This is a genomic window from Pseudomonas medicaginis, assembly GCF_965119365.1.
Lineage (GTDB): Bacteria > Pseudomonadota > Gammaproteobacteria > Pseudomonadales > Pseudomonadaceae > Aquipseudomonas.
Genome location: NZ_OZ221631.1, coordinates 3,492,667 through 3,514,122 on the forward strand (window position 1 = coordinate 3,492,667; position 21,456 = coordinate 3,514,122).

Consider the following 21,456-nt stretch of genomic DNA (forward strand, 5'->3'; position numbering starts at 1 on the left):
GGGGCTGCTTCGCAGCCCAGCGGGGATAAATCCCCTCGCCACAAAAAGCCCCCCGGTCACAGTGGTACTTAATGAGGGGAATAGACCGTCAGCATCTGCCCAGGCTTGAGTGCCTTGCCCATCCGCGGATTCCAACGCTTGAGGTGCTGCATTTCCACGTTGAAGCGCTTGGCGACGACGTACAGCGAATCGCCCTGCTTGACCTTGTACTGGGTCTGCTTCTTCTGGTTCTTGCTATTGGCGGCCACCACGGTGCTGATGCGCTTGCCGGTGCTTTTTGTGGCCTTGGTGTCCTGCATCACCAGGGTCTGGCCGATCTTGAGCTTGTGGCCGCTGAGTTTGTTCCAGCGCTGCAGGTCCTTGGTCTGGACCTTGTTGGCCTTGGCGATCTGGGCCAGGTTGTCGCCGCGCTTGACGCGGTACGTGCGCCTGGCACCTTCCACTTCGCTGTCGTCAGCGGATTCGAAAACCGGTTTGAGCGAGCGCTGGCTGATCAATTCTTCCGGGCGCATGGTCGACAGGCTGGCAGTCAGCAACTGGGCCTTGGACGTTGGCACCAGCAGATGCTGGGGGCCGTCGATGGTGGTGCGCTGCTTGAAGGCCGGGTTGAGCTGGAACAGCTCGTCTTCGTCGATGTTGGCCACCGCCGCGACCTTGGACAGGTCCATGCGCTGGTTGATCTCGACGACCTGGAAATAGGGCTCGTTGGCGATCGGGTTGAGGTTCACGCCATAGGCCTCGGGGGCGAGCACCACCTGGGAAAGGGCCAGCAGCTTCGGCACATAGGCCTGGGTCTCGCTGGGCAGTGGCAGGTTCCAGTAGTCGGTGGGCAGGCCCAGCTTCTCGTTGCGTTCGATGGCGCGGCTGACCGTGCCTTCACCGGCGTTGTAGGCCGCCAGCGCCAGCAACCAGTCGCCGTTGAACATGTCGTGCAGGCGCGTCAGGTAGTCCATGGCGGCCGTGGTGGAAGCGGTGATGTCGCGACGCCCGTCATAGAAGCGGGTCTGGCGCAGGTTGAAGTAACGCCCCGTGGACGGGATGAATTGCCATAGCCCCACCGCGTTGGCCCGGGAATAGGCCATGGGGTTGTAGGCGCTCTCGATCACCGGCAGCAACGCCAGCTCCAGCGGCATGTTGCGCTCTTCGAGGCGTTCGACGATGTAATGGATGTACAGGCTGCCGCGCTCGCCAGCGTTTTCCAGGAAGGAAGGGTTACTGGCGAACCACAGGCGCTGTTGCTCGATACGTGGGTTGACGCCGGCGGTTTCCTGCAGTTGGAAACCCTGGCGCATCCGCTCCCAGACATCCTGGGGTACCTGCGGGCTGGGTTTCTCGGTGAGCCATACCGGCTTCTGCTTGGCGCGGGCGGCGACATTCGGGGTGCGCGCCGCGTCAGTTTGCGGCAGCTGGCTCGTGCTCTGGCAGCCCGCCAGTGTGGCGGACACAGCCACCGCGATGGCTTGAGCCAAGCGGGTCAATGTGTCTGACTGGACGGACCTGCATATAGATGACGACATTGGCTGGAAGTAAGTTCCGGGCAAAAATGTCGGCCGATTCTAGGAAGCGCACCCCAACAGGTCAACCTTTCAGAATTTTTGTATCAATTGATAGCGGCCTTAGAACGTATCTTTCCAAGCTCTCAAGGCCGCAAAAACCTCACTCGGCGTCTGGTTTCGCTGGCCGTTCCGTTCGTCTGCTTTTTGTTTAACGGATGTTTCAGTCGTACGCAGGAACGGATTGGTGAGTTTTTCCAGGGCCAGGGTCGAGGGTAGCGTCATGATGCCTTCGCTGCGTTGGCGGTTGACTTTTTCCAGGCGGGCGGCGATGTCTGGATTGCCTGGCTCCACGGCGGCAGCGAATTTCAGGTTGCCGAGGGTATATTCATGGGTGCAATAGACCAGGGTATCTTCAGGCAAGGCGGCGAGACGACTCAGGGAATGGTGCATTTGCGCAGGCGTGCCTTCGAAGAGTCGGCCGCAACCGGCGGCGAACAGGGTATCGCCACAGAACAGCAGGCCATGGTGGTAGTAGGCGATGTGTCCCAGCGTATGGCCGGGCACGGCGTAGACATCGAAGTCCCAGCCGAGCACGCTGACCCGGTCGTTGTCGTGCAGGGCCTGGTCCCGCGCCGGGATGTTTTCGCTGGCCGGGCCGTAGACGGTGGCGTTCGTCGCATTCTTCAGTGCCTGGACGCCACCGACATGATCGTGGTGATGGTGAGTGATCAGGATGTCGCTCAGGATCCAGTCCGGGTGGGCATCGAGCCAGACCTGTACGGGCGCGGCATCACCCGGGTCGACCACGGCGCAGCGTTGGGTGGAGTGATCTTGTAACAACCAGATGTAGTTATCGGTGAACGCGGGCAGGGCACTGATCTGTATCATCGCGGAATTCGCCAAGCGGAAAACAAAGGCGCATCTTAGAACTTCCTGACGCGTTGGAGAATGCAATGACCGATGAAGCGTTCGCTCAGGCTGATCCTGACTGGCTGGCGTTGATCAGCGCCGCCCGTGAATGGCTGTCCGGCCCTGTCGGGCAATTTTTGCTGGAAGAAGAACGGCGCATGCTCGAAGACGAGTTGGGCCGGTTCTTTGGCGGCTACCTGGTGCACTACGGGCCTTCGGCGCAAACCCCGCCGTCGGCGCCACAGGTCCAGCGCAACGTGCGCCTGGGGGCGCCGTTGCCCGGGGTGGACATCGTCTGCGAGGAGCAGGCCTGGCCGTTGAGCGAACATGCCGCCGACGTGGTGGTCATGCAGCACGGGCTGGACTTCTGCCTGTCGCCCCACGGCTTGCTGCGCGAAGCCGCCAGCAGCGTGCGCCCCGGCGGGCATCTGTTGATCATCGGCATCAATCCCTGGAGCACCTGGGGCTTGCGCCACGTATTTGCCCACGACGGCTTGCGCCAGGCCCGCTGCATCTCGGCGTCGAGGGTCGGCGACTGGCTCAACCTGCTGGGCTTTGCGCTGGAGAAACGCCGCTTCGGGTGCTATCGTCCGCCGCTTGCGTCACCCAAGTGGCAGGCACGCCTGGCCGGTTGGGAACGCAAGGCCGGCGACTGGCAGCTGTCCGGCGGCGGTTTCTATCTGCTGGTGGCGCGCAAGATCGCGGTCGGGCTACGCCCGGTGCGTCAGGTGCGACGCGAGCCGATGGGCAAGCTGATTCCCTTGCCCATGGCCAAGGTCAATCGTCGTCACATCGAGCCGTAACTTTTTTGAGGGTCTGCCGGCATTGGGCTGCGGGTGTTGTCGGGCCCGATGGGCGGGCCTTTGCATTTTTTCTGGATAGATTGGCATGAGCGATAGCGTGGAACTCTTCACTGATGGCGCCTGCAAGGGCAACCCCGGTCCGGGTGGCTGGGGCGCGTTGCTGGTGTGCAAGGGCGTGGAGAAGGAACTCTGGGGCGGCGAAGCCAATACCACCAACAATCGCATGGAGCTGATGGGCGCCATTCGCGGCCTGGAAGAACTCAAGCGGCCGTGCGATGTGCTGCTGGTAACCGACTCGCAGTACGTGATGAAAGGCATCAACGAGTGGATGGCCAACTGGAAGAAGCGCGGCTGGAAGACGGCGGCGAAGGAACCGGTGAAAAACGCCGACCTCTGGAAGCTGCTGGATGAGCAAGTCAATCGCCACAACGTCACCTGGAAATGGGTGCGCGGCCATATCGGCCACCACGGCAACGAACGGGCCGACCAGTTGGCCAACCGAGGAGTGGATGAGGTGCGGGGCTACAAGCAGGCCTGATGCAACCATGTCCACTGAAGCATGCGCACTTGTGGCGAGGGGATTCATCCTCGCTGGGGCGCGAAGCGCGCCCCTTCAATCTTCCTGGCGCACTCTGGTGCCTGGCTTTAGGGCTGCTTCGCAGCCCAGCGAGGATGAATCCCCTCGCCACAAAAGCTGTGGTCAGTCATTCCCTCGGAGCGTGTTAACATCCGCGCTTTTGCAAGACTGCCCGTTGAGAGCTGAACACTGATGGCCAACAGATCTGTAGTACTGGATACCGAAACCACCGGCATGCCGGTGACCGATGGTCACCGGATTATTGAAATCGGTTGCGTCGAGCTGATTGGCCGGCGCCTGACCGGTCGCCATTTCCACGTTTACCTGCAGCCGGACCGCGAAAGTGACGAGGGCGCCATCGGTGTCCACGGCATTACCAACGAATTCCTGGTGGGCAAGCCGCGTTTCGCCGAAGTGGCCGACGAGTTCTTCGAGTTCATCCAGGGCGCGCAGTTGATCATCCACAACGCAGCGTTCGACGTGGGGTTCATCAACAACGAATTCGCCCTGATGGGGCAGCACGACCGGGCCGACATTACCCAGCATTGCACCATCCTCGATACCCTGATGATGGCCCGGGAGCGCCACCCCGGACAGCGCAACAGCCTCGACGCCCTGTGCAAGCGCTACGGCGTCGACAACTCCGGCCGTGAACTGCACGGCGCCTTGCTCGACTCCGAGATCCTGGCCGACGTCTACCTGACCATGACCGGCGGCCAGACCAGCCTGTCCCTGGCCGGTAACGCCTCGGACGGCAACGGTACCGGCGAAGGCTCCGGCAACCAGGCTACGGAAATCCGCCGTTTGCCCGCCGACCGCCAGCCATCGCGGATCATCCGCGCCAGCGAAAGCGACCTGGCCGAGCATGCCGCGCGTCTGGAAGCCATCGCCAAGTCCGCGGGTGCTCCGGCATTGTGGACACAGCTGGCTGAACCCCAGGCTTCGGTGAGCTGAGGACGTCCCTTGTGGGAGCGGGCTTGCTCGCGAAAGCGACGGTACATTAAAACACCGATGTTGATTGACCCACGGCCTTCGCGAGCAAGCCCGCTCCTGCAGGGATGGCGTCAGTATTCATCTTTCATTTCTCGCCACAATCGCCACGACCTTCTAACCTGAGGGAACGGGCAGGCTATGGATCCCGCTTGATGAGTGATGATTTGCAAGGCAAGGGCAATGGGTGGCGATGCGCCGTTGGTTATCTCAAGGAATGAGGACTTTCCCCAGTATGCAACCGGTCATGAATCCCAAACACCCTGGCCTGTCGGTGCGCATCGTCGATGACGGTTTTGCCACCTATATCTGGGGCAGTGATTTCAGCTTCGAAGTCAGCGACTACGCGACGGCGCAGATCGGCCGTCCCGTCAACCAGTGGCCGGTGACGCCCATCGTTCCCTATCGCAAGTGCTATGGCATCGATCCGGAGGAATTCAGCAGCTTTCGCGATGCTCCGGACAGCGAGATCTTCATGGCCTACCTCGACGACCAGCCCGTAGGGCATCTGGTGATCAGTACCAATTGGAATGGCTATGCCCACATCGATGAGCTGGCGGTGCACGCTCCGGCCCGTCGCCACGGGGTGGCCAAGGCGTTGCTCGATGTCGCCGTCTTCTGGAGTCGCAAGAAAAAACTGCCGGGCATCATGCTCGAGACCCAGAACAACAATCTGGGGGCCTGTCGGCTCTATGAGCGTTGCGGTTATGTGCTCGGCGGTATGGACCATCTGCGCTATCGCGGCATTGACCGGCATACCGCCGAAGTGGCGCTGTTCTGGTACCGGCTGTTCGACGATCCGTTGGGGATGTCGATCAGTGGCCCAGCAACGCCTCGGCTTGTTCCGTAACCCGTTCCAGCAGCGACTGGAGGGCGGGTGAGGAGGGCGTACCGTTGAGGCTCAAGGCATAAAGACCAATCGCGACGGCGGGCGATACCGGACAGACATCGAGACCCCCACCCTTGGCACCCGAAGCCGTGAACGGGTCGACGATGGCAAGGCCTTCGCCGGCCTCGACCATGGCGCGCATCATCTGATGGGTCTGGACGCGGATCTGGATCATGGGCGCCGGACGCAGCGCCGCCAACTTATGCTCGAATGCAGGGCTCAGCGGGTCATGGCCATCCAGCCCCACCAGTGGCTGGCCCGCCAGGTCCTGGAGCGAAATGTATTTTTGCCGTGGTTGCAACCACCCGTGAGGCGCGAGCAATTGCAGTTTGCCCTGGGCGATCATCTGGCAGTGGATGTCGGGGTGTTCAGGGTCGTGCAAGCTCAGGCCCAGGTCACTTTCCCGCAACAGGAGGCTGTGGACGATGTCGCGGGTCGGCTGGCTGAGCAGGGTGCAGGGTGCATCCGGATGACGGCGGCGCAAGGCGGCAATGCTCTGGGGCAATAACTGCTGGGCCAGCGGCGGGGTGCAGATAATGCGCAAGGGCGATGACTGATGGTGTTTCAGGCTGCTGGCCAGGCGCTGTACCGGTTCGAGGGTGTCGTACACCCGCGTGATGCCGTCGCGCAATTCAAGGGTTTCCCGGGTGGCCTGCAAACGCCCGCGCACGCTGGCAAACAGCATGAAGCCCAGCTGGGCCTCGGCATCGCGCAGGATCGCCTCGACCTCCGCCACCGGCAGTTGCAACCATTCGGCGGCCGTGCCGAGGTGGCCGGTCTGCAGCAGCGCCTGGATCACTTCGATGTGGCGTAAACGCATGCAGGAAGTCCATGTTCGGCGGGTGAGCCATTGAGTGGCTGAATCCTAACCCAAGTCCGGGTGCGACTTCTGCTCATAACCAAAAGGTTTATAGCGCTACTTGTGTTTCCGGTTCGCGTTTCAACTCGATGCCTGATTGAACCAGCACAAATCTGTCCTCATCGAGTCTGCTGACACGATCACCAATGGCCAGCTTGTAAGTGACAATATCGCCACTACCGTCCGGGGAGGGTTCCGATTCCCGGAATTCATACACCGAATAGACGCGACCTTCGGCGTCCCGCGCATGAAATTGCCCGACTTGTACTGCTGCCATTGCTTAGAACCTCTGGAAATAGATCACTCGCTTTGCGGTTCTGTAGACCTTGGTCAAGCTCGGTAAGTTTTCCTACATGAAAAAAATAGTCCAGCCGGCCGGTTTTTGTCGCTCCACTGGTCCAATTGTCACTCCGATCATCTATAACTACGGGCTCCTTTGAGCCGACAGTCGAGAAGCCTCTCATGAGCAATGTTTACACAGTGGCCGTTTTGGTGGGCAGCCTGCGCAAGGCATCGATCAACCGCAAGGTCGCGCTGGCACTGGCTGACCTGGCGCCTGCCAACCTCAAGCTGACCATCATCGAGATCGGCGAGTTGCCACTTTATAACGAAGACATCGACGTCACGCCGCCGGCCGCCTACACCACGTTCCGCCAGCAGGTGGGCGCGGCCGACGCCTTGTTGTTCGTCACGCCGGAATACAACCGCTCGGTGCCGGCACCGCTGAAAAATGCCATTGACGTGGGGTCGCGTCCCTACGGCCAGAGTTGCCTGAGCGGCAAGCCGGGCGCGGTGATCAGTGCTTCGCCGGGCGCCATGGGTGGGTTCGGTGCCAATCATCATTTGCGCCAGTCGCTGGTTTTCCTCGACGTGCCTTGCATGCAGCAGCCGGAAGCCTACCTGAGCGGCGCCGGGACCGCGTTTGACGAGGCGGGCAACCTGTCGGAGTCGGTGCGGCCCTTCCTGCAGAAGTTTATCGATACCTATGGCCAGTGGGTCGAGCAGCACAAGAAGATCTGAGGTTCCCAAACCCCTCAAACACAATGAATTGTGGCGAGGAAGCCGTGGAAGCAAAGCTTGCTCGCGATACAGGCGCCTGGATTCCGAACGACCGCGCCGCCTTTATCGCGGCAAGCTTTGCTCCCACAGGCTGCGTGTGCAGATTCGAGTGCCGCTTTACCGAATATCCGGTTTTCCATATATTCGCCCCTCATCCCCCAGGCTGTCTCCTTTGCAAGGCTGTTGCGCATGCTGATCGCGTCGTTGATTTTCCTCCTGACCATTACGCTGGTGATCTGGCAACCCAAGGGGTTGGGGGTGGGGTGGAGCGCGACGCTGGGCGCGCTGCTGGCCTTGCTGAGCGGGGTGGTGCAGGTCGGGGACATTGCGCTGGTCTGGCAGATCATCTGGAACGCCACCGGTACGTTTGTCGCATTGATCATCATCAGCCTGCTGTTGGACGAGGCGGGATTCTTCGCCTGGGCGGCCCTGCATGTCGCCCGTTGGGGAAAGGGCAGTGGGCGCAAGCTGTTTGCGTTCATGGTGCTACTGGGGGCGCTGGTGTCGGCATTGTTTGCCAATGATGGGGCGGCGTTGATCCTGACCCCCATCGTGATTTCGATGCTGCTGGCGTTACGGTTTTCCCCGGCGGCGACGCTCGCATTCGTGATGGGGGCCGGTTTCATTGCCGACACCGCAAGCCTGCCGCTGGTGGTGTCGAACCTGGTGAACATCGTCTCGGCGGACTTCTTCGGCATTGGTTTCAACCGTTACGCGGCGGTCATGGTGCCGGTTAACCTGGTCAGCGTGGCGGCCAGCCTGGCGATCCTGATGTGGTTTTTTCGTGGCGATATCCCGCGTGATTACGACCCGCATCAACTGGACGATCCGGCGAGCGCCATCCATGACACGGCCACGTTCTATGCCGGCTGGGCCGTGTTGGTGATCCTGCTGCTGGGGTGCTTTGCCCTGGAGCCCCTGGGCATTCCCATCAGTGCCATTTCAGCCGTCTGTGCCGCATTGCTGCTGGCGGTTGCTGCGCGTGGCCACAAGATATCCACTCGCAAGGCCATGAAGGAAGCACCGTGGCAGATCGTGATCTTTTCCCTCGGCATGTACCTGGTGGTCTATGGTCTGCGCAATGCCGGGCTGACCGACTCCCTGGCCCGCTGGCTCGACGCTTTCGCCGGTTATGGCGTGTGGGGGGCGGCCATGGGCACTGGCGTGCTGACGGCGCTGCTCTCGTCGGTCATGAACAATTTGCCAACGGTGTTGGTCGGCGCCTTGTCCATCGATGCCAGCCAGGCCACCGGGGTGGTGAAGGAGGCGATGATCTACGCCAACGTCATCGGCAGCGACCTGGGCCCGAAAATCACGCCGATTGGCAGCCTGGCGACCTTGCTGTGGTTGCATGTGCTGGCGCGCAAGAACATCCAGATCGGCTGGGGGTATTACTTCAAGGTCGGGATCGTGCTGACGGTGCCGGTGTTGCTGGTGACGTTGGCGGCGCTGGCGGTGCGGTTGTCACTCTAGACCGTAGTGGCCCCTTCGCGAGCAAGCCCGCTCCCGCATTGAAATGCATTCTCATGTGGGAGCGGGCTTGCTCGCGAAGACGGACGTCCAGACACCGCCCAACTCAGCTGTTACCCGGCACATCCGGCCAACGATCAGCCACCAGGAACACCCGTTCGGCCTCCTCCCACTCACCCTCGGTGTTTTCGCTCAGGCGCACCATCAACTGCGCCGGCGCCATGGGATCCAGGGCCATTCGCCAGGCGTCCAGTTGCGCGGTGCTCCAGGTCTGCTCCGCCGGATAATGGGCCGGGGCCAGCCAGGCGGCGCGGGGCAGGGGTTGCCAGCGACCCGGCGGGCGCTGGGCGACGAACGCAACCCAATCCCGTTGGTGCAGCCAGCGACCGCGCAGATGCCTGGGGTGGGCGCCGGCTGGAGGTTCGGCCTGGCCCGGCCAGGGGTATAGCAAATAGCCGCCCAGCCAGAGTTCAGAGCGAAACAGTTCCAGGCCCGAGGGCTCGATCCCCAGGACCGCCAGGGCCTCGCGGCTTTCCGGCCGGGCCGAGATTGGCAGTTGGTGTTCGCGCAGATGGGCCAGCTTGCGGTCGAGCCGGTCGTGGCAACCCGGGCCCAGCCATTGCGCAGCGTCCAACCCGTTTCCCTGCTGAGGCCCGAGGTACAACTTGATGGCCAGTTCCAGGTGATGAATGCCGTCGCGATCGCGCAACAGCAGGTCCAACTCGCCCAACGTATGGCCTTCGCGCCGGATCGGCAGGTTTGCGGCAATCAATTCGATACCCGGGGCGTGCTGCACGGCAAACTGCCACAGCCTTTCGTAATACAGGCCCAGGCGTCGGGTGCGCCCTTGGGACAGGCAGTGCAGCAATGGGTAGCTGTCGCGGTCCAGTTGCCGCAACCAGTGTTCCAGTCGTCCCGGCTCCTGCACCCAGTCACTGCCGGCCAGGGGATGGCGCTGGGGCCAGGGCGTGTCGATGAGCATCGGCGGGGCAATGATCGCCCACGCGAGGTCGCGCACTTCGGGATGGCGAAGGCGGCGTGGCAAGTCCAGCAACTCAGGGAACAGGATCATTTTGCGAGCATAGCTGCTGCGACGAAGGCTTAAAGGATTTTGTCTATGGAGCGCTTTCGCCCATAATCGTGGTTTTCGCCCGCCGCAGACCCTCGCAGGAGCCTCATGGAGCAATTTCGCAATATCGGCATCATCGGTCGCCTGGGCAGTTCGCAGGTGTTGGACACCGTTCGCCGTCTCAAACGTTTCCTCCTGGAGCGACACCTGCATGTGATCCTCGAAGACACCATCGCCGAAGTGCTGCCGGGCCATGGCCTGCAGACGTCGTCGCGCAAGATGCTGGGCGAAGTCTGCGACATGGTCATCGTGGTCGGCGGCGACGGCAGCCTGCTGGGGGCCGCCCGGGCCCTGGCGCGGCACAACATCCCGGTGCTGGGGATCAACCGGGGCAGCCTGGGGTTCCTCACCGATATCCGCCCTGACGAGCTGGAAACCAAGGTCGCCGAGGTGTTGGACGGCCACTATCTGGTGGAAAACCGTTTCCTGCTGCAAGCCGAGGTTCGTCGTCACGCCGAGGCCATTGGCCAGGGCGATGCCCTCAATGACGTGGTGCTGCACCCCGGCAAATCCACGCGCATGATCGAATTCGAGCTGTACATCGACGGCCAGTTCGTCTGCAGCCAGAAGGCCGACGGCCTGATCGTCGCGACCCCGACCGGTTCCACGGCCTACGCGCTGTCGGCCGGCGGACCGATCATGCATCCCAAGCTCGACGCTATTGTGATTGTGCCCATGTACCCCCATACCTTGTCTGGGCGACCGATTGTGGTCGATGGCAACAGTGAGCTGAAAATCGTCGTGTCTAAGGATATGCAGATCTACCCGCAAGTGTCCTGTGACGGCCAGAACCATTTCACCTGCGCGCCGGGTGACACCATCACCGTCAGCAAAAAAGCGCAGAAGCTGCGCCTGATCCATCCGCTGGATCACAATTACTACGAAGTCTGCCGGACCAAGCTTGGCTGGGGCAGTCGGTTGGGGGGTGGAGGCGACTGATGCTCGATCCTGCGCGCAGTTACGATTTGATCGGTGACGTGCATGGATGCGCCCTGACCCTGGAACACCTGCTGGACCGACTCGGTTACCACAAGCAGGGCGGGGTCTGGCGGCATCCGTCGCGCATGGCCGTGTTCCTGGGGGACATCATCGACCGTGGCCCGCGGATTCGCGAGGCGCTGCACATCGTCCACGACATGGTCGTGGCCGGCCAGGCGCTGTGCATCATGGGCAACCACGAGTTCAACGCCTTGGGCTGGAGCACACCGGCATTGCCGGGCAGCGGCCAGCGCTATGTGCGCGAGCACACGCCGCGTCATGCCCGCCTGCTCAACGAGACACTGACCCAGTTCGAGCAGCACCCCGGTGACTGGCATGACTTCCTCAAATGGTTCTATGAACTGCCGCTGTTTGTCGACGCCAGCCGTTTCCGCGTAGTGCATGCCTGTTGGGATGCAGGCCTGATCGAACCGCTGCGTGGCCTGTTCCCGGACGGTTGCGTGGACGAGCATTTCCTCCAGGCCTCGGCGCAACCGGGTAGTTTTGCCTGCACGGTGTTCGATCGCTTGCTGCGTGGCACGGACATGCGCCTGCCCCACGGCATGACACTGACCGGTGGCGATGGCCTGACCCGGTCGTTCTTTCGCACCAAGTTCTGGGAAGACGATCCGAAGACCTACGGCGACATCGTGTTCCAGCCCGACGCCTTGCCGGAGCCGGTGGCCCGCACGCCGCTGTCGCCGGATGAAAAGAACAACCTGCTGCGCTATGGCGTCCACGAACCGCTGTTGTTCGTCGGCCACTATTGGCGCAGTGGCAAACCCGCGCCGATCCGGCCGAACCTGGCCTGCCTGGATTACAGCGCGGTGCTCTACGGCAAGCTGGTCGCCTATCGCCTCGACCAGGAGACGCGCCTGGATCCGCATAAATTCGTCTGGGTCGATGTCGAGCGGCCGGAGGTGGTGCAGTGAGTGCTGTCGCGGTTCTGCGCCTGCCCCTGGCAGTGGACCTGAGCGGTTTCGTCAAGCTGCTGCAACGCATGCAGGTGCCCCATCGCGTCAGCGAAGAGGCGGGCGAGCAGGTGCTCTGGGTGCCGGACGAAATCAGCGAGGACGTGCGTTCGCTGTACGCCCGTTTCCCCTCCGGGGATCCCGATCAACAGTTGGAGCTGCCGGACACCGGTGGCGCTTCCCGGCGAGCGGGGTTCGTCCAGCAACTGACCCGCAGCCCAGTGACGGCCTTGGTGCTGTTGCTGAGCCTGATCGTCAGCGCGGTCACCTTGCTGGGGGAAAATCTTGAGACCCTACGCTGGCTGACCTTCCTCCAGTTTCGCGTCGTTGGCGACTACATCCAGTTCACGCCGTTGGCCGATAGCCTGGCGGCGGGGCAGTGGTGGCGCCTGGTGACGCCGATGCTGATTCACTTCGGCTTCCTGCACATCGCCATGAATGGCATGTGGTATTGGGAGCTGGGGCGGCGGATCGAAGCGCGCCAGGGCGGCATCAACTTGTTGGGGCTGACGCTGCTGTTCAGCCTCGTCTCCAATTTTGCCCAGTACTTTTTCAGCGGCCCGACGCTGTTCGGCGGGTTGTCGGGGGTGTTGTACGGTTTGCTGGGCCATTGCTGGATCTACCAACTGCTCGCACCGAACCCGGCCTATCACTTGCCCCGTGGTGTGCTGGTGATGATGCTGGTGTGGTTGCTGCTGTGCCTGTCCGGGTTGGTTTCGCTGATCGGCTTCGGTGAAATCGCCAATGCGGCCCACGTCGGCGGGCTGCTCGTCGGGTGCTTCACGGGTTTGTTGGGCGGGCTGTTCGCTCGCCGTAAAATGGCCCTTTGACCGGCGCTTGTGCCTTTTGAGAATGCGCGATTTGCGCGGAGAACCCATGTCTTCCTTCAATGAAATGATCCAGAACATCACCCCCGACATCTACCGGAGCCTGAAACTGGCGGTGGAAATCGGTAAATGGGCCGATGGCAACAAGCTCACCGCCGAGCAGCGCGAATTGTCGCTCCAGGCCATGATCGCCTGGGAAATCCAGAACCTGCCCGAAGAGGAGCGCACCGGTTACATGGGCCCGCAGGAGTGCCAGTCGAAGTCGATCGAGGTGCCGAATATCCTGTTCAAATCGGACGCCATCCATTGATCGAGATTGGCCGCGGTGCAATCAGCAAGATGTCGGCGCGCCTTGACGGGTCGACCGTTCAATACGCCTTTCGCCTGGACGAGGTCGAGGTGCCGGTCAACCCGTTGATCGGCAGTACGGTCCGCCTGGAATACCTCGGTGCGATCCACTGCACCCATTGTGGCCGACGGACCAAGACCAGCTTCAGCCAGGGTTATTGCTACCCTTGCATGACCAAGCTGGCCCAGTGCGACCTGTGCATCATGAGCCCCGAGCGTTGCCATTTCGACGCGGGCACATGCCGTGACCCGGCCTGGGGCGAGCAGTTCTGCATGACCGATCACGTGGTCTACCTGGCCAACTCTTCGGGCGTGAAGGTCGGCATCACCCGCGCCACGCAACTGCCAACGCGCTGGCTGGACCAGGGCGCCAGCCAGGCGCTGCCGATCCTGCGGGTCGCCACGCGTCAGCAGTCGGGGTTTGTCGAAGACCTGTTCCGCAGCCAGGTGGCGGACAAGACCAACTGGCGCGCCTTGCTCAAGGGTGACGCCGCCGCGGTGGACCTGCCGGCGATCCGCGATGCGCTGTTCGAAAGCTGCGCCCCGGGATTGCAGGGCTTGCAGGAACGATTCGGCCTACAGGCGATCCAGACCATAGCGGACGTCGAGCCCCTCGAGATCCGTTATCCGGTGGAGCAGTACCCGACCAAGATCGTCAGCTTCAACCTGGACAAGAACCCGATCGCCGAAGGCACGCTGCTGGGGATCAAGGGCCAATACCTGATTTTCGATACCGGCGTGATCAACATTCGTAAATACACGGCCTACCAGCTCGCCGTGCATCAGTAGAAGGATTCGACCCATGCGCACCGAACAACCGAAGATGATTTACCTCAAGGACTATCAGGCCCCCGAGTACCTGATCGACGAAACACACCTGACCTTCGAGTTGTTCGAGGACCACAGCCTGGTCCATGCGCAACTGGTGATGCGCCGCAACCCCGAGCGCGGCGCCGGGCTGCCGCCGCTGGTGCTCGACGGCCAGCACCTGGAGTTGGTCTCGCTCAAGCTTGACGATGCCGACCTGGGGCAGGGTGACTACCAACTGGACGACAGCCACCTGACCCTTCAGCCCAAGACCCAGGCTTTCACGGTCGACACCACCGTCAGGATCCACCCGGAAACCAACACTGCCCTGGAAGGCCTGTACAAGTCCGGCAGCATGTTCTGCACCCAGTGCGAGGCAGAAGGGTTCCGCAAGATCACCTATTACCTCGACCGCCCGGATGTGATGAGCAAGTTCACCACCACCGTGGTGGCCGAACAGCACAGCTACCCGGTGCTGCTGTCCAATGGCAATCCGATTGCCAGTGGCCCCGGTGAAGATGGCCGGCACTGGGCAACCTGGGAAGACCCGTTCAAGAAGCCTGCCTACCTGTTTGCCCTGGTGGCCGGGGACCTGTGGTGCGTCGAAGACACCTTCACCACCCTGAGCGAGCGCACCGTGGCGCTGCGCATCTACGTCGAGCCGGAAAACATCGACAAATGCCAGCACGCCATGACCAGCCTGAAGAAGTCGATGCGCTGGGACGAAGAGGTGTATGGGCGTGAATACGACCTGGACATCTTCATGATTGTCGCGGTCAACGACTTCAACATGGGTGCCATGGAGAACAAGGGCCTCAACATCTTCAACTCCAGCGCCGTGCTGGCCCGTGCCGAAACCGCCACCGACGCCGCGCACCAGCGGGTCGAGGCGATCGTGGCCCACGAATACTTCCATAACTGGTCGGGCAACCGCGTGACCTGCCGCGACTGGTTCCAGCTGTCGCTCAAGGAAGGCTTCACGGTGTTCCGCGACGCCGGGTTCTCGGCCGACATGAACTCAGCCACCGTCAAGCGGATCCAGGACGTGGCGTACCTGCGCACCCACCAGTTCGCCGAAGACGCCGGCCCCATGGCCCACCCGGTGCGTCCGGACAGTTTTATCGAGATCTCCAACTTCTACACCCTGACCGTGTACGAAAAGGGCTCGGAAGTGGTCGGCATGATCCACACCCTGCTGGGGCCGGAAGGGTTCCGCAAGGGCAGCGACCTGTACTTCGAACGCCACGACGGCCAGGCCGTGACCTGTGACGACTTCATCAAGGCCATGGAAGATGCCAACGGCGTCGACCTCGCCCAGTTCAAGCGCTGGTACAGCCAGGCCGGTACGCCACGGCTGGCGGTGAGCGAGTCCTACGACGCCACGGCCAGGACCTACAGCCTGACGTTCCGCCAGAGTTGCCCGCCGACCCCGGACAAGATGGAAAAGCTGCCGTTCGTGATCCCGGTGGAACTGGGCCTGCTGGACAGCCAGGGCGCCGAGATCCCGTTGCGCCTGGCCGGTGAAACCGCGGCAAGCGGCACCTCCCGGGTGATTTCGGTGACCGAGGCCGAGCAGACGTTCACGTTTGTCGACATCGCCGAACGCCCCCTGCCATCGCTGCTGCGTGGCTTCTCGGCACCGGTGAAACTGAGCTTCCCGTACAACCGCGACCAACTGATGTTCCTGATGCAGCACGACAGCGACGGCTTCAACCGTTGGGACGCCGGCCAGCAGCTCTCGGTGCAGGTCTTGCAGGAACTGATCGGCCAGCATCAGCAGGGCGCCAGCCTGTCGCTGGACCCGCGCCTGGTCAGTGCGCTGCGCAGCGTGCTGTCGGATGAATCCCTGGACCAGGCCATGGTTGCGGAAATGCTTTCGTTGCCGAGCGAAGCCTACCTGACGGAAATCAGCGAGGTGGCGGACGTCGAGGCGATCCACGCTGCCCGCGAGTTCGCCCGCCAGCAGTTGGCCGAGAACCTGTTCGAGGCCTTGTGGCTGCGTTATGAAGCCAACCGCGATCTCTCGAAGCGCACACCGTACGTGGCCGAGGCCGAGCATTTCGCCCGGCGTGCCTTGCAGAACATTGCGCTGTCGTACCTGATGCTCACCGACAAGCCAGAGGTGCTGAGCGCGACCCTGGAGCAGTTCGACACCTCCGATAACATGACCGAGCGTCTTACGGCATTGGCGGTGCTGGTCAATTCGCCGTTCGAAGCCGAGAAGGCCCGCGCCTTGGAAGTGTTCGCGGAAAACTTCAAGGGCAACCCGCTGGTCATGGACCAGTGGTTCAGCGTCCAGGCAGGCAGCCCGCTGCCCGGTGGCCTGGCGCGGGTCAAGGCGTTGATGGAACACCCGGCGTTCAATATCAAGAACCCGAACAAGGTGCGGGCGCTTGTGGGGGCGTTTGCCGGGCAGAACCTGATCAACTTCCACGCCGCCGACGGCTCGGGTTATCGCTTCCTGGCCGACCTGGTCATCCAGCTCAATGGCTTCAACCCGCAGATTGCCTCGCGCCAGTTGGCGCCGCTGACCCGCTGGCGCAAATACGACAGCGCTCGCCAAGCGCTGATGAAGACCGAACTGGAGCGCATCCTGGCGTCCGGCGGGCTATCGGCCGATGTGTTTGAAGTCGTGAGCAAGAGCTTGGCGTGACCTTGATACCGCGGTCTGCCTGGCGGACCGCGGTGCACGCCCATCGCGAGCAAGCTCGCTCCCACAGGTCTTGCTGGTGCATGCAAAGGCGACGCACACCCCAAATCCCTTGTGGGAGCGGGCTTGCCCGCGAAAGCGGCGTGTCTGCCAGGAAGAGGTTGAATGTGCTGCCGTCTTCGCGGGCAAGCCCGCTCCCACAGTAGATTTGCAGCGAACACCTGTCCTGTGAGGCTCTATCGACTTGATCGACGAGGCTCATGAGCAATACGGGCTAAAAGCTTCTTTTTGAAAAGTTAAGTTCTTTTCCAGAGCCATGAATGGCCAGTGCCCCTAGGCCGATACCCGCCGTATAGTGCCTGGCAAGTAGAATGTTCAGGCTGAGAGCATTGACTAAGGCTTCTTCATTTCCTGGCGCGGGCTCATCTGTTTCTTTAATGAATTCAGTGCTTGAAAATCTAAGGTCATCATGGAAAGTAACACTGGCAGAATATTTATTGCTATGACCAATGCTACCCATTACTTTGTAATTTATAAAAGTAGCACCCCTGTATTTATTGGTGAAATTGAATGCTGGTAGATTCATGTCCCAGGAATATCCTGTACCTTCCAGTAGCCTGATTACAGTAGGGACGTCCATGGCGTAGCTATTATAGGGCTCTACATCAAATCCTTTTTCATCATTAACATTTTCAGGGGGGATCATGACACTCGCTCCTCTTGCAATTGCTAATGTAATATTTTGTTCGTCACTGTTCGATGTGGTGAGTGTCGATTAGAAAAGGGAAGCGGGCTACTGTCAGAAATAGCAGGGTTTTATATTGATTTTGAATAGAAAACCTAGACTGTCGTTGTAATGGCCGTGCCATCACCCCACCGAATACCCCACCATTCACTCCCCGCGCCAACCCTCCTGGTTAACAAAAGATAACGCGGCGTCGATTGTCAGACCTTTCGAAAGCCCGATAGGATAGGTCAGCTTCCGAAGTGGCTCTAGATTGCAGGTTTCAGGACTATGCTCCAGGACTGGCAACCTTCCAGAGCCTGCTTACGGCGCCCTGAAAGGTTGAATGACCTAACAATAATAATGGGGGAAAGGTCTATGAATGAGCCTGTCATGGCTGTGGGCCGCTGCCGGCCGCCGCTGCTGCGCAGAGTCGCGCTGCTGGCTTCGGCGCTCTCGCTGCTGGGCTCAGCGGTGTTGTCGGCGCCGGTGATGGCCGTTGCGGCGTCGACGTCCGATGTCATCTATTCCGTCGAATCGGCCAAGGCCAGCAAAACCCTGATGCTCGATGTAGTCCATGCCGGCCAGCGCCTGGTGGCCGTCGGTGATCGTGGGCACATTGTCTATTCCGACGACCAGGGCACATCCTGGACCCAGGCCAAGGTGCCGACCCGCCAACTGCTCACCGCGGTATTTTTCGTTGACGAAAAACACGGCTGGGCGGTGGGGCATGACGCACAGATCCTCGCCAGCGAAGACGGTGGCAGTACCTGGACCAAGCAGTTCGAAGACCTCACGCGTGAAGCGCCGCTGCTGGATGTCTGGTTCAAGGACGCCAGCAATGGTTTTGCCGTGGGTGCGTACGGTGCGCTGTACGAGACTACCGACGGCGGCAAGCACTGGGAAGACGCCAGCGACCGCCTCGATAACGAAGACCAGTTCCACCTCAATGCCATAGCCGCCGTGAAAGACGCCGGGCTGTTCATTGTCGGCGAGGCGGGCAGCATGTTCCGCTCAGCCGACTGGGGCCAGACCTGGGAGAAGGTCGAAGGCCCTTATGAAGGCTCGCTGTTCGGGGTCATCGGCACCGGTCAACCTTCGACGCTGTTGGCCTACGGCTTGCGCGGCAACCTGTATCGTTCCAGCGATTTTGGCAGCTCCTGGGAGCAGGTCGAACTCAAGGCCGCCCGCGGCACCCTGGAATTCGGCCTGTCAGGCGCCACGTTGCTGGCGGACGGTTCCATCGTGATTGTCGGCAACGGCGGCAGCGTGGTGCGCAGTACCGACGACGGCGAGACCTTCAGCGTGTTCAACCGTCCGGATCGAATTTCCGTGGCGGCCGTCACGGCGGCGGGCAACGGCAACCTGATCCTGGCGGGGCAAGGCGGCGTGCGCGCCGCCACGCCCAGCGGCGCCGAACTGAGCAAATGAGTCAGGCCTGCGAGACGGGCATAAAAACAAGAAGGCGGACCCCATGAGCAGTCATCACCAAGACAAGGCGACGTTTCTCGAGCGCCTGATTTTCAATAACCGCCCGGCAGTGATCGTCATTTGCCTGCTGGTCAGCATCTTCCTGTTCTGGCAGGCCACGCTGATCCGTCCCTCCACCAGTTTCGAAAAAATGATTCCCCTCGAGCACCCCTTCATCCAGAAGATGCTCGAGCACCGCAACGACCTGGCGAACCTGGGCAATACGGTGCGCATTTCTGTGGAAGCCACCAATGGCGACATTTTCTCCAAGGACTATATGGAGACCTTGCGCCAGATCCACGACGAGGTCTTCTACATCTCCGGCGTCGACCGTTCCGGGCTCAAGTCGTTGTGGAGCCCCAGCGTGCGCTGGACCGAAGTGACGGAGGAGGGCTTCGCCGGCGGCGAGGTGATTCCCCAGAGCTATAACGGCTCGGCCGACAGCCTCGACCTGTTGCGCAACAACGTGCTCAAGTCCGGCCAGGTCGGGCGCCTGGTGGCCAACGATTTCAAGTCGAGCATCATCGACATTCCGCTTTTGGAGTCCTATCCCGACCCGCAGGACCAGGGCAAATTGCTCGCCCTCGACTATCGCAAGTTTTCCCACGAGCTTGAAGACAAGATTCGCAACAAGTTCGAAGCCCAGAATCCGAATGTGCAGATCCACATCGTCGGCTTCGCCAAGAAAGTCGGTGACCTGATCGACGGGCTGGTCATGGTGGTGCTGTTTTTTGGCGTGGCCTTCGTCATCACGCTGATTCTGCTGTACTGGTTTACGAACTGCATGCGCAGCACCATCGCCGTATTGAGCACCACGCTGGTGGCGGTGGTCTGGCAATTGGGCTTGATGCACGCGGCGGGTTTCGGCCTCGATCCGTACTCGATGCTGGTGCCGTTCCTGATCTTCGCCATCGGCATTTCCCATGGCGTACAGAAAATCAACGGCATCGCCTTGCAGTCCAGCGAAGCGGACAACGCCCTGACGGCGGCGCGGCGCACGTTCCGCCAGTTGTTCCTGCCGGGGATGATCGCCATCCTGGCGGACGCCGTGGGCTTCATTACCCTGTTGATCATCGACATCGGCGTGATCCGCGAGCTGGCCATCGGCGCGTCCATCGGTGTGGCGGTGATCGTCTTCACCAACCTGATCCTGCTGCCCGTGGCGATTTCCTACGTCGGTATCAGCAAGCGTGCCATCGAGCGCAGCAAGAAAGACGCGACTCGCGAACATCCGTTCTGGCGCTCGCTGTCGAGTTTCGCCAGCCCCAAGGTCGCGCCGGTGTCCATTGCCCTGGCGGTGATCGCCTTCGGCGGCGGCCTCTGGTACAGCCAGAACCTGAAGATCGGCGACCTCGACCAGGGCGCGCCTGAACTGCGTCCGGACTCGCGCTACAACCAGGACAACAATTTCATCATCAGCAATTACTCCACCAGCTCCGATGTGCTGGTGGTGATGGTCAAGACCAAGGCCGAAGGCTGCTCGCGCTATGAAGCCATGGCCCCCATCGACGAATTGATGTGGAAGATGCAGAACACCGAGGGCGTGCAGTCGGCGATTTCCCTGGTGACCGTGTCCAAGCAAATGATCAAGGGCATGAACGAGGGCAACCTGAAATGGGAAACCCTGTCGCGCAACCCTGACGTGTTGAACAACTCCATCGCCCGGGCCGATGGCCTGTACAACAACAGTTGCTCCCTGGCGCCGGTGCTGGTGTTCCTCAATGACCACAAGGCCGAGACCCTGGACCGCGCGGTGAAGGCGGTGCAGGACTTTGCCAAGGAAAACAACCGCGATGGCCTGGAATTCATCCTCGCCGCCGGTAACGCCGGCATCGAAGCGGCCACCAACGAGGTGATCAAGGAGTCGGAGCTGACAATCCTGATCCTGGTGTACATCTGCGTGGCGACCATGTGCATGATCACCTTCCGTTCCTGGGCGGCGACCTTGTGCATCGTGCTGCCACTGGTCCTGACCTCGGTGCTGGGCAACGCGCTGATGGCCTTCATGGGCATTGGCGTGAAGGTCGCGACCTTGCCCGTGGTGGCCCTGGGCGTGGGGATTGGCGTCGACTACGGCATCTATATCTACAGTCGCCTGGAAAGCTTCCTGCGGGCTGGACTTCCGCTGCAAGAGGCGTACTACCAGACGCTCAAATCCACCGGTAAGGCCGTGCTGTTCACCGGCCTGTGCCTGGCCATCGGCGTGTGCACCTGGATCTTCTCGGCCATCAAGTTCCAGGCCGACATGGGCTTGATGCTGACGTTCATGCTGCTGTGGAACATGTTCGGTGCGCTGTGGCTGCTGCCGGCGCTGGCGCGGTTCCTGATCAAGCCGGAAAAACTGGCGGGGCAGAAGGGCAATTCGCTGTTTGCCCATTGATGGATCAAGGCCGGCGCAGCCTCCTGTGGCGAGGGGCTTTAGCGAAACGTCGCACCGCCCCGCTGGACTGCGCCAGCAGTCCCAAAAACCTGACACGCCAGTGTGTCAGGTTGATTGAGG

General features: G+C 61.4%; 20 protein-coding genes. 14 read left to right on the forward strand and 6 right to left on the reverse strand.

Annotated elements, in window-relative coordinates:
- Nucleotides 1-68 precede the first annotated feature (68 nt).
- Together ACMTA2_RS15370 and gloB are read right to left on the reverse strand one after the other, a co-directional pair.
- Entirely contained in the window at nt 69-1,517 is a 1,449-nt protein-coding gene (locus ACMTA2_RS15370; protein ID WP_413795526.1) for a transglycosylase SLT domain-containing protein, read from the reverse strand.
- A 99-nt stretch (nt 1,518-1,616) separates the two neighbouring features.
- The gene (gloB, locus tag ACMTA2_RS15375) at nt 1,617-2,384 is read right to left on the reverse strand and encodes a hydroxyacylglutathione hydrolase (RefSeq protein WP_413795527.1); all 768 of its coding nucleotides are present in this window, start codon (nt 2,382-2,384) and stop codon (nt 1,617-1,619) included.
- 65 nt (nt 2,385-2,449) lie between these two features.
- On the opposite strand from gloB, the gene ACMTA2_RS15380 reads away from it, so the two are divergent.
- The 4 genes from ACMTA2_RS15380 (at nt 2,450) to ACMTA2_RS15395 (ending at nt 5,625) form a co-directional block, all read left to right on the forward strand.
- Nucleotides 2,450-3,208 carry a class I SAM-dependent methyltransferase gene (locus tag ACMTA2_RS15380; protein ID WP_413795528.1) on the forward strand — a complete coding sequence of 253 codons (759 nt, stop codon included), beginning with the start codon at nt 2,450-2,452 and terminating at the stop codon, nt 3,206-3,208.
- An 85-nt stretch (nt 3,209-3,293) separates the two neighbouring features.
- Nucleotides 3,294-3,746 carry a ribonuclease HI gene (gene rnhA, locus ACMTA2_RS15385; protein WP_030142629.1) on the forward strand — a complete coding sequence of 151 codons (453 nt, stop codon included), beginning with the start codon at nt 3,294-3,296 and terminating at the stop codon, nt 3,744-3,746.
- A 231-nt stretch (nt 3,747-3,977) separates the two neighbouring features.
- Nucleotides 3,978-4,739 (forward strand): DNA polymerase III subunit epsilon, encoded by a 762-nt coding sequence (gene dnaQ / locus ACMTA2_RS15390; protein WP_413795529.1) that lies wholly within the window; start codon nt 3,978-3,980, stop codon nt 4,737-4,739.
- Nucleotides 4,740-5,010: 271 nt separating this feature from the next.
- Entirely contained in the window at nt 5,011-5,625 is a 615-nt protein-coding gene (locus ACMTA2_RS15395) for a GNAT family N-acetyltransferase (RefSeq protein ID WP_413795530.1), read from the forward strand.
- On the opposite strand, the gene ACMTA2_RS15400 is transcribed toward ACMTA2_RS15395, so the two are convergent.
- The gene (locus tag ACMTA2_RS15400) at nt 5,591-6,484 is read right to left on the reverse strand and encodes a LysR family transcriptional regulator (RefSeq protein WP_413795531.1); all 894 of its coding nucleotides are present in this window, start codon (nt 6,482-6,484) and stop codon (nt 5,591-5,593) included. The two genes, ACMTA2_RS15395 and ACMTA2_RS15400, sit on opposite strands and share 35 nt — an antisense overlap.
- An 88-nt stretch (nt 6,485-6,572) precedes the next feature.
- On the reverse strand, nt 6,573-6,800 hold the full coding sequence (locus ACMTA2_RS15405; protein WP_413795532.1) for a hypothetical protein: 228 nt from the start codon (nt 6,798-6,800) through the stop codon (nt 6,573-6,575).
- Nucleotides 6,801-6,985: 185 nt separating this feature from the next.
- Between ACMTA2_RS15405 and ACMTA2_RS15410 the strand changes: the two genes are divergently transcribed.
- Both ACMTA2_RS15410 and ACMTA2_RS15415 read left to right on the forward strand, forming a co-directional pair.
- Nucleotides 6,986-7,543 carry an NADPH-dependent FMN reductase gene (locus ACMTA2_RS15410; protein ID WP_413795533.1) on the forward strand — a complete coding sequence of 186 codons (558 nt, stop codon included), beginning with the start codon at nt 6,986-6,988 and terminating at the stop codon, nt 7,541-7,543.
- 228 nt (nt 7,544-7,771) lie between these two features.
- Nucleotides 7,772-9,055, forward strand: coding sequence for an arsenic transporter (locus ACMTA2_RS15415; RefSeq protein WP_413795534.1), 1,284 nt, complete (start codon nt 7,772-7,774; stop codon nt 9,053-9,055).
- A gap of 103 nt (nt 9,056-9,158) precedes the next feature.
- Here the strand turns inward: ACMTA2_RS15415 and ACMTA2_RS15420 are convergent, their stop codons facing one another.
- On the reverse strand, nt 9,159-10,124 hold the full coding sequence (locus ACMTA2_RS15420; protein WP_413795535.1) for a DUF1853 family protein: 966 nt from the start codon (nt 10,122-10,124) through the stop codon (nt 9,159-9,161).
- Between the two features lie 105 nt (nt 10,125-10,229).
- Between ACMTA2_RS15420 and ACMTA2_RS15425 the strand changes: the two genes are divergently transcribed.
- Genes ACMTA2_RS15425 through pepN form a run of 6 tightly spaced genes read left to right on the forward strand, consistent with a single transcriptional unit; the run spans nt 10,230 to nt 16,765 of the window.
- On the forward strand, nt 10,230-11,120 hold the full coding sequence (locus tag ACMTA2_RS15425) for an NAD(+) kinase (RefSeq protein WP_003202709.1): 891 nt from the start codon (nt 10,230-10,232) through the stop codon (nt 11,118-11,120).
- Entirely contained in the window at nt 11,117-12,091 is a 975-nt protein-coding gene (locus ACMTA2_RS15430; RefSeq protein ID WP_413795660.1) for a metallophosphoesterase, read from the forward strand. Before ACMTA2_RS15425 ends, ACMTA2_RS15430 begins: the two co-directional genes overlap by 4 nt.
- A complete protein-coding gene (locus tag ACMTA2_RS15435) occupies nt 12,088-12,960 on the forward strand; it encodes a rhomboid family intramembrane serine protease (protein WP_413795536.1) in 873 nt (290 codons plus the stop codon). Before ACMTA2_RS15430 ends, ACMTA2_RS15435 begins: the two co-directional genes overlap by 4 nt.
- Before the next feature lie 46 nt (nt 12,961-13,006).
- The gene (locus ACMTA2_RS15440) at nt 13,007-13,267 is read left to right on the forward strand and encodes a YeaC family protein (RefSeq protein WP_144929890.1); all 261 of its coding nucleotides are present in this window, start codon (nt 13,007-13,009) and stop codon (nt 13,265-13,267) included.
- On the forward strand, nt 13,264-14,094 hold the full coding sequence (locus ACMTA2_RS15445) for a DUF2797 domain-containing protein (protein WP_413795537.1): 831 nt from the start codon (nt 13,264-13,266) through the stop codon (nt 14,092-14,094). Before ACMTA2_RS15440 ends, ACMTA2_RS15445 begins: the two co-directional genes overlap by 4 nt.
- Before the next feature lie 13 nt (nt 14,095-14,107).
- A complete protein-coding gene (pepN, locus tag ACMTA2_RS15450; protein WP_413795538.1) occupies nt 14,108-16,765 on the forward strand; it encodes an aminopeptidase N in 2,658 nt (885 codons plus the stop codon).
- A 271-nt stretch (nt 16,766-17,036) separates the two neighbouring features.
- On the opposite strand, the gene ACMTA2_RS15455 is transcribed toward pepN, so the two are convergent.
- The gene (locus ACMTA2_RS15455; RefSeq protein ID WP_413795539.1) at nt 17,037-17,468 is read right to left on the reverse strand and encodes a hypothetical protein; all 432 of its coding nucleotides are present in this window, start codon (nt 17,466-17,468) and stop codon (nt 17,037-17,039) included.
- Between the two features lie 396 nt (nt 17,469-17,864).
- Between ACMTA2_RS15455 and ACMTA2_RS15460 the strand changes: the two genes are divergently transcribed.
- Both ACMTA2_RS15460 and ACMTA2_RS15465 read left to right on the forward strand, forming a co-directional pair.
- Nucleotides 17,865-18,917, forward strand: a complete 1,053-nt coding sequence (locus ACMTA2_RS15460) for a WD40/YVTN/BNR-like repeat-containing protein (protein ID WP_413795540.1) — start codon at nt 17,865-17,867, stop codon at nt 18,915-18,917.
- A 43-nt stretch (nt 18,918-18,960) separates the two neighbouring features.
- Nucleotides 18,961-21,336, forward strand: coding sequence for an efflux RND transporter permease subunit (locus ACMTA2_RS15465; RefSeq protein ID WP_413795541.1), 2,376 nt, complete (start codon nt 18,961-18,963; stop codon nt 21,334-21,336).
- The last annotated feature ends 120 nt before the right edge of the window (nt 21,337-21,456 follow it).

Excerpts from the sequence above, each read along its gene's own strand:
- ACMTA2_RS15370 (WP_413795526.1), bottom strand. The coding sequence starts at position 1,517 with ATGTCGTCATCTATATGCAGGTCCGTCCAGTCAGACACATTGACCCGC.
- gloB (WP_413795527.1), bottom strand. The coding sequence starts at position 2,384 with ATGATACAGATCAGTGCCCTGCCCGCGTTCACCGATAACTACATCTGG.
- ACMTA2_RS15380 (WP_413795528.1), top strand. The coding sequence starts at position 2,450 with ATGACCGATGAAGCGTTCGCTCAGGCTGATCCTGACTGGCTGGCGTTG.
- rnhA (WP_030142629.1), top strand. The coding sequence starts at position 3,294 with ATGAGCGATAGCGTGGAACTCTTCACTGATGGCGCCTGCAAGGGCAAC.
- dnaQ (WP_413795529.1), top strand. The coding sequence starts at position 3,978 with ATGGCCAACAGATCTGTAGTACTGGATACCGAAACCACCGGCATGCCG.
- ACMTA2_RS15395 (WP_413795530.1), top strand. The coding sequence starts at position 5,011 with ATGCAACCGGTCATGAATCCCAAACACCCTGGCCTGTCGGTGCGCATC.
- ACMTA2_RS15400 (WP_413795531.1), bottom strand. The coding sequence starts at position 6,484 with ATGCGTTTACGCCACATCGAAGTGATCCAGGCGCTGCTGCAGACCGGC.
- ACMTA2_RS15405 (WP_413795532.1), bottom strand. The coding sequence starts at position 6,800 with ATGGCAGCAGTACAAGTCGGGCAATTTCATGCGCGGGACGCCGAAGGT.
- ACMTA2_RS15410 (WP_413795533.1), top strand. The coding sequence starts at position 6,986 with ATGAGCAATGTTTACACAGTGGCCGTTTTGGTGGGCAGCCTGCGCAAG.
- ACMTA2_RS15415 (WP_413795534.1), top strand. The coding sequence starts at position 7,772 with ATGCTGATCGCGTCGTTGATTTTCCTCCTGACCATTACGCTGGTGATC.
- ACMTA2_RS15420 (WP_413795535.1), bottom strand. The coding sequence starts at position 10,124 with ATGATCCTGTTCCCTGAGTTGCTGGACTTGCCACGCCGCCTTCGCCAT.
- ACMTA2_RS15425 (WP_003202709.1), top strand. The coding sequence starts at position 10,230 with ATGGAGCAATTTCGCAATATCGGCATCATCGGTCGCCTGGGCAGTTCG.
- ACMTA2_RS15440 (WP_144929890.1), top strand. The coding sequence starts at position 13,007 with ATGTCTTCCTTCAATGAAATGATCCAGAACATCACCCCCGACATCTAC.
- pepN (WP_413795538.1), top strand. The coding sequence starts at position 14,108 with ATGCGCACCGAACAACCGAAGATGATTTACCTCAAGGACTATCAGGCC.
- ACMTA2_RS15455 (WP_413795539.1), bottom strand. The coding sequence starts at position 17,468 with ATGATCCCCCCTGAAAATGTTAATGATGAAAAAGGATTTGATGTAGAG.
- ACMTA2_RS15460 (WP_413795540.1), top strand. The coding sequence starts at position 17,865 with ATGAATGAGCCTGTCATGGCTGTGGGCCGCTGCCGGCCGCCGCTGCTG.
- ACMTA2_RS15465 (WP_413795541.1), top strand. The coding sequence starts at position 18,961 with ATGAGCAGTCATCACCAAGACAAGGCGACGTTTCTCGAGCGCCTGATT.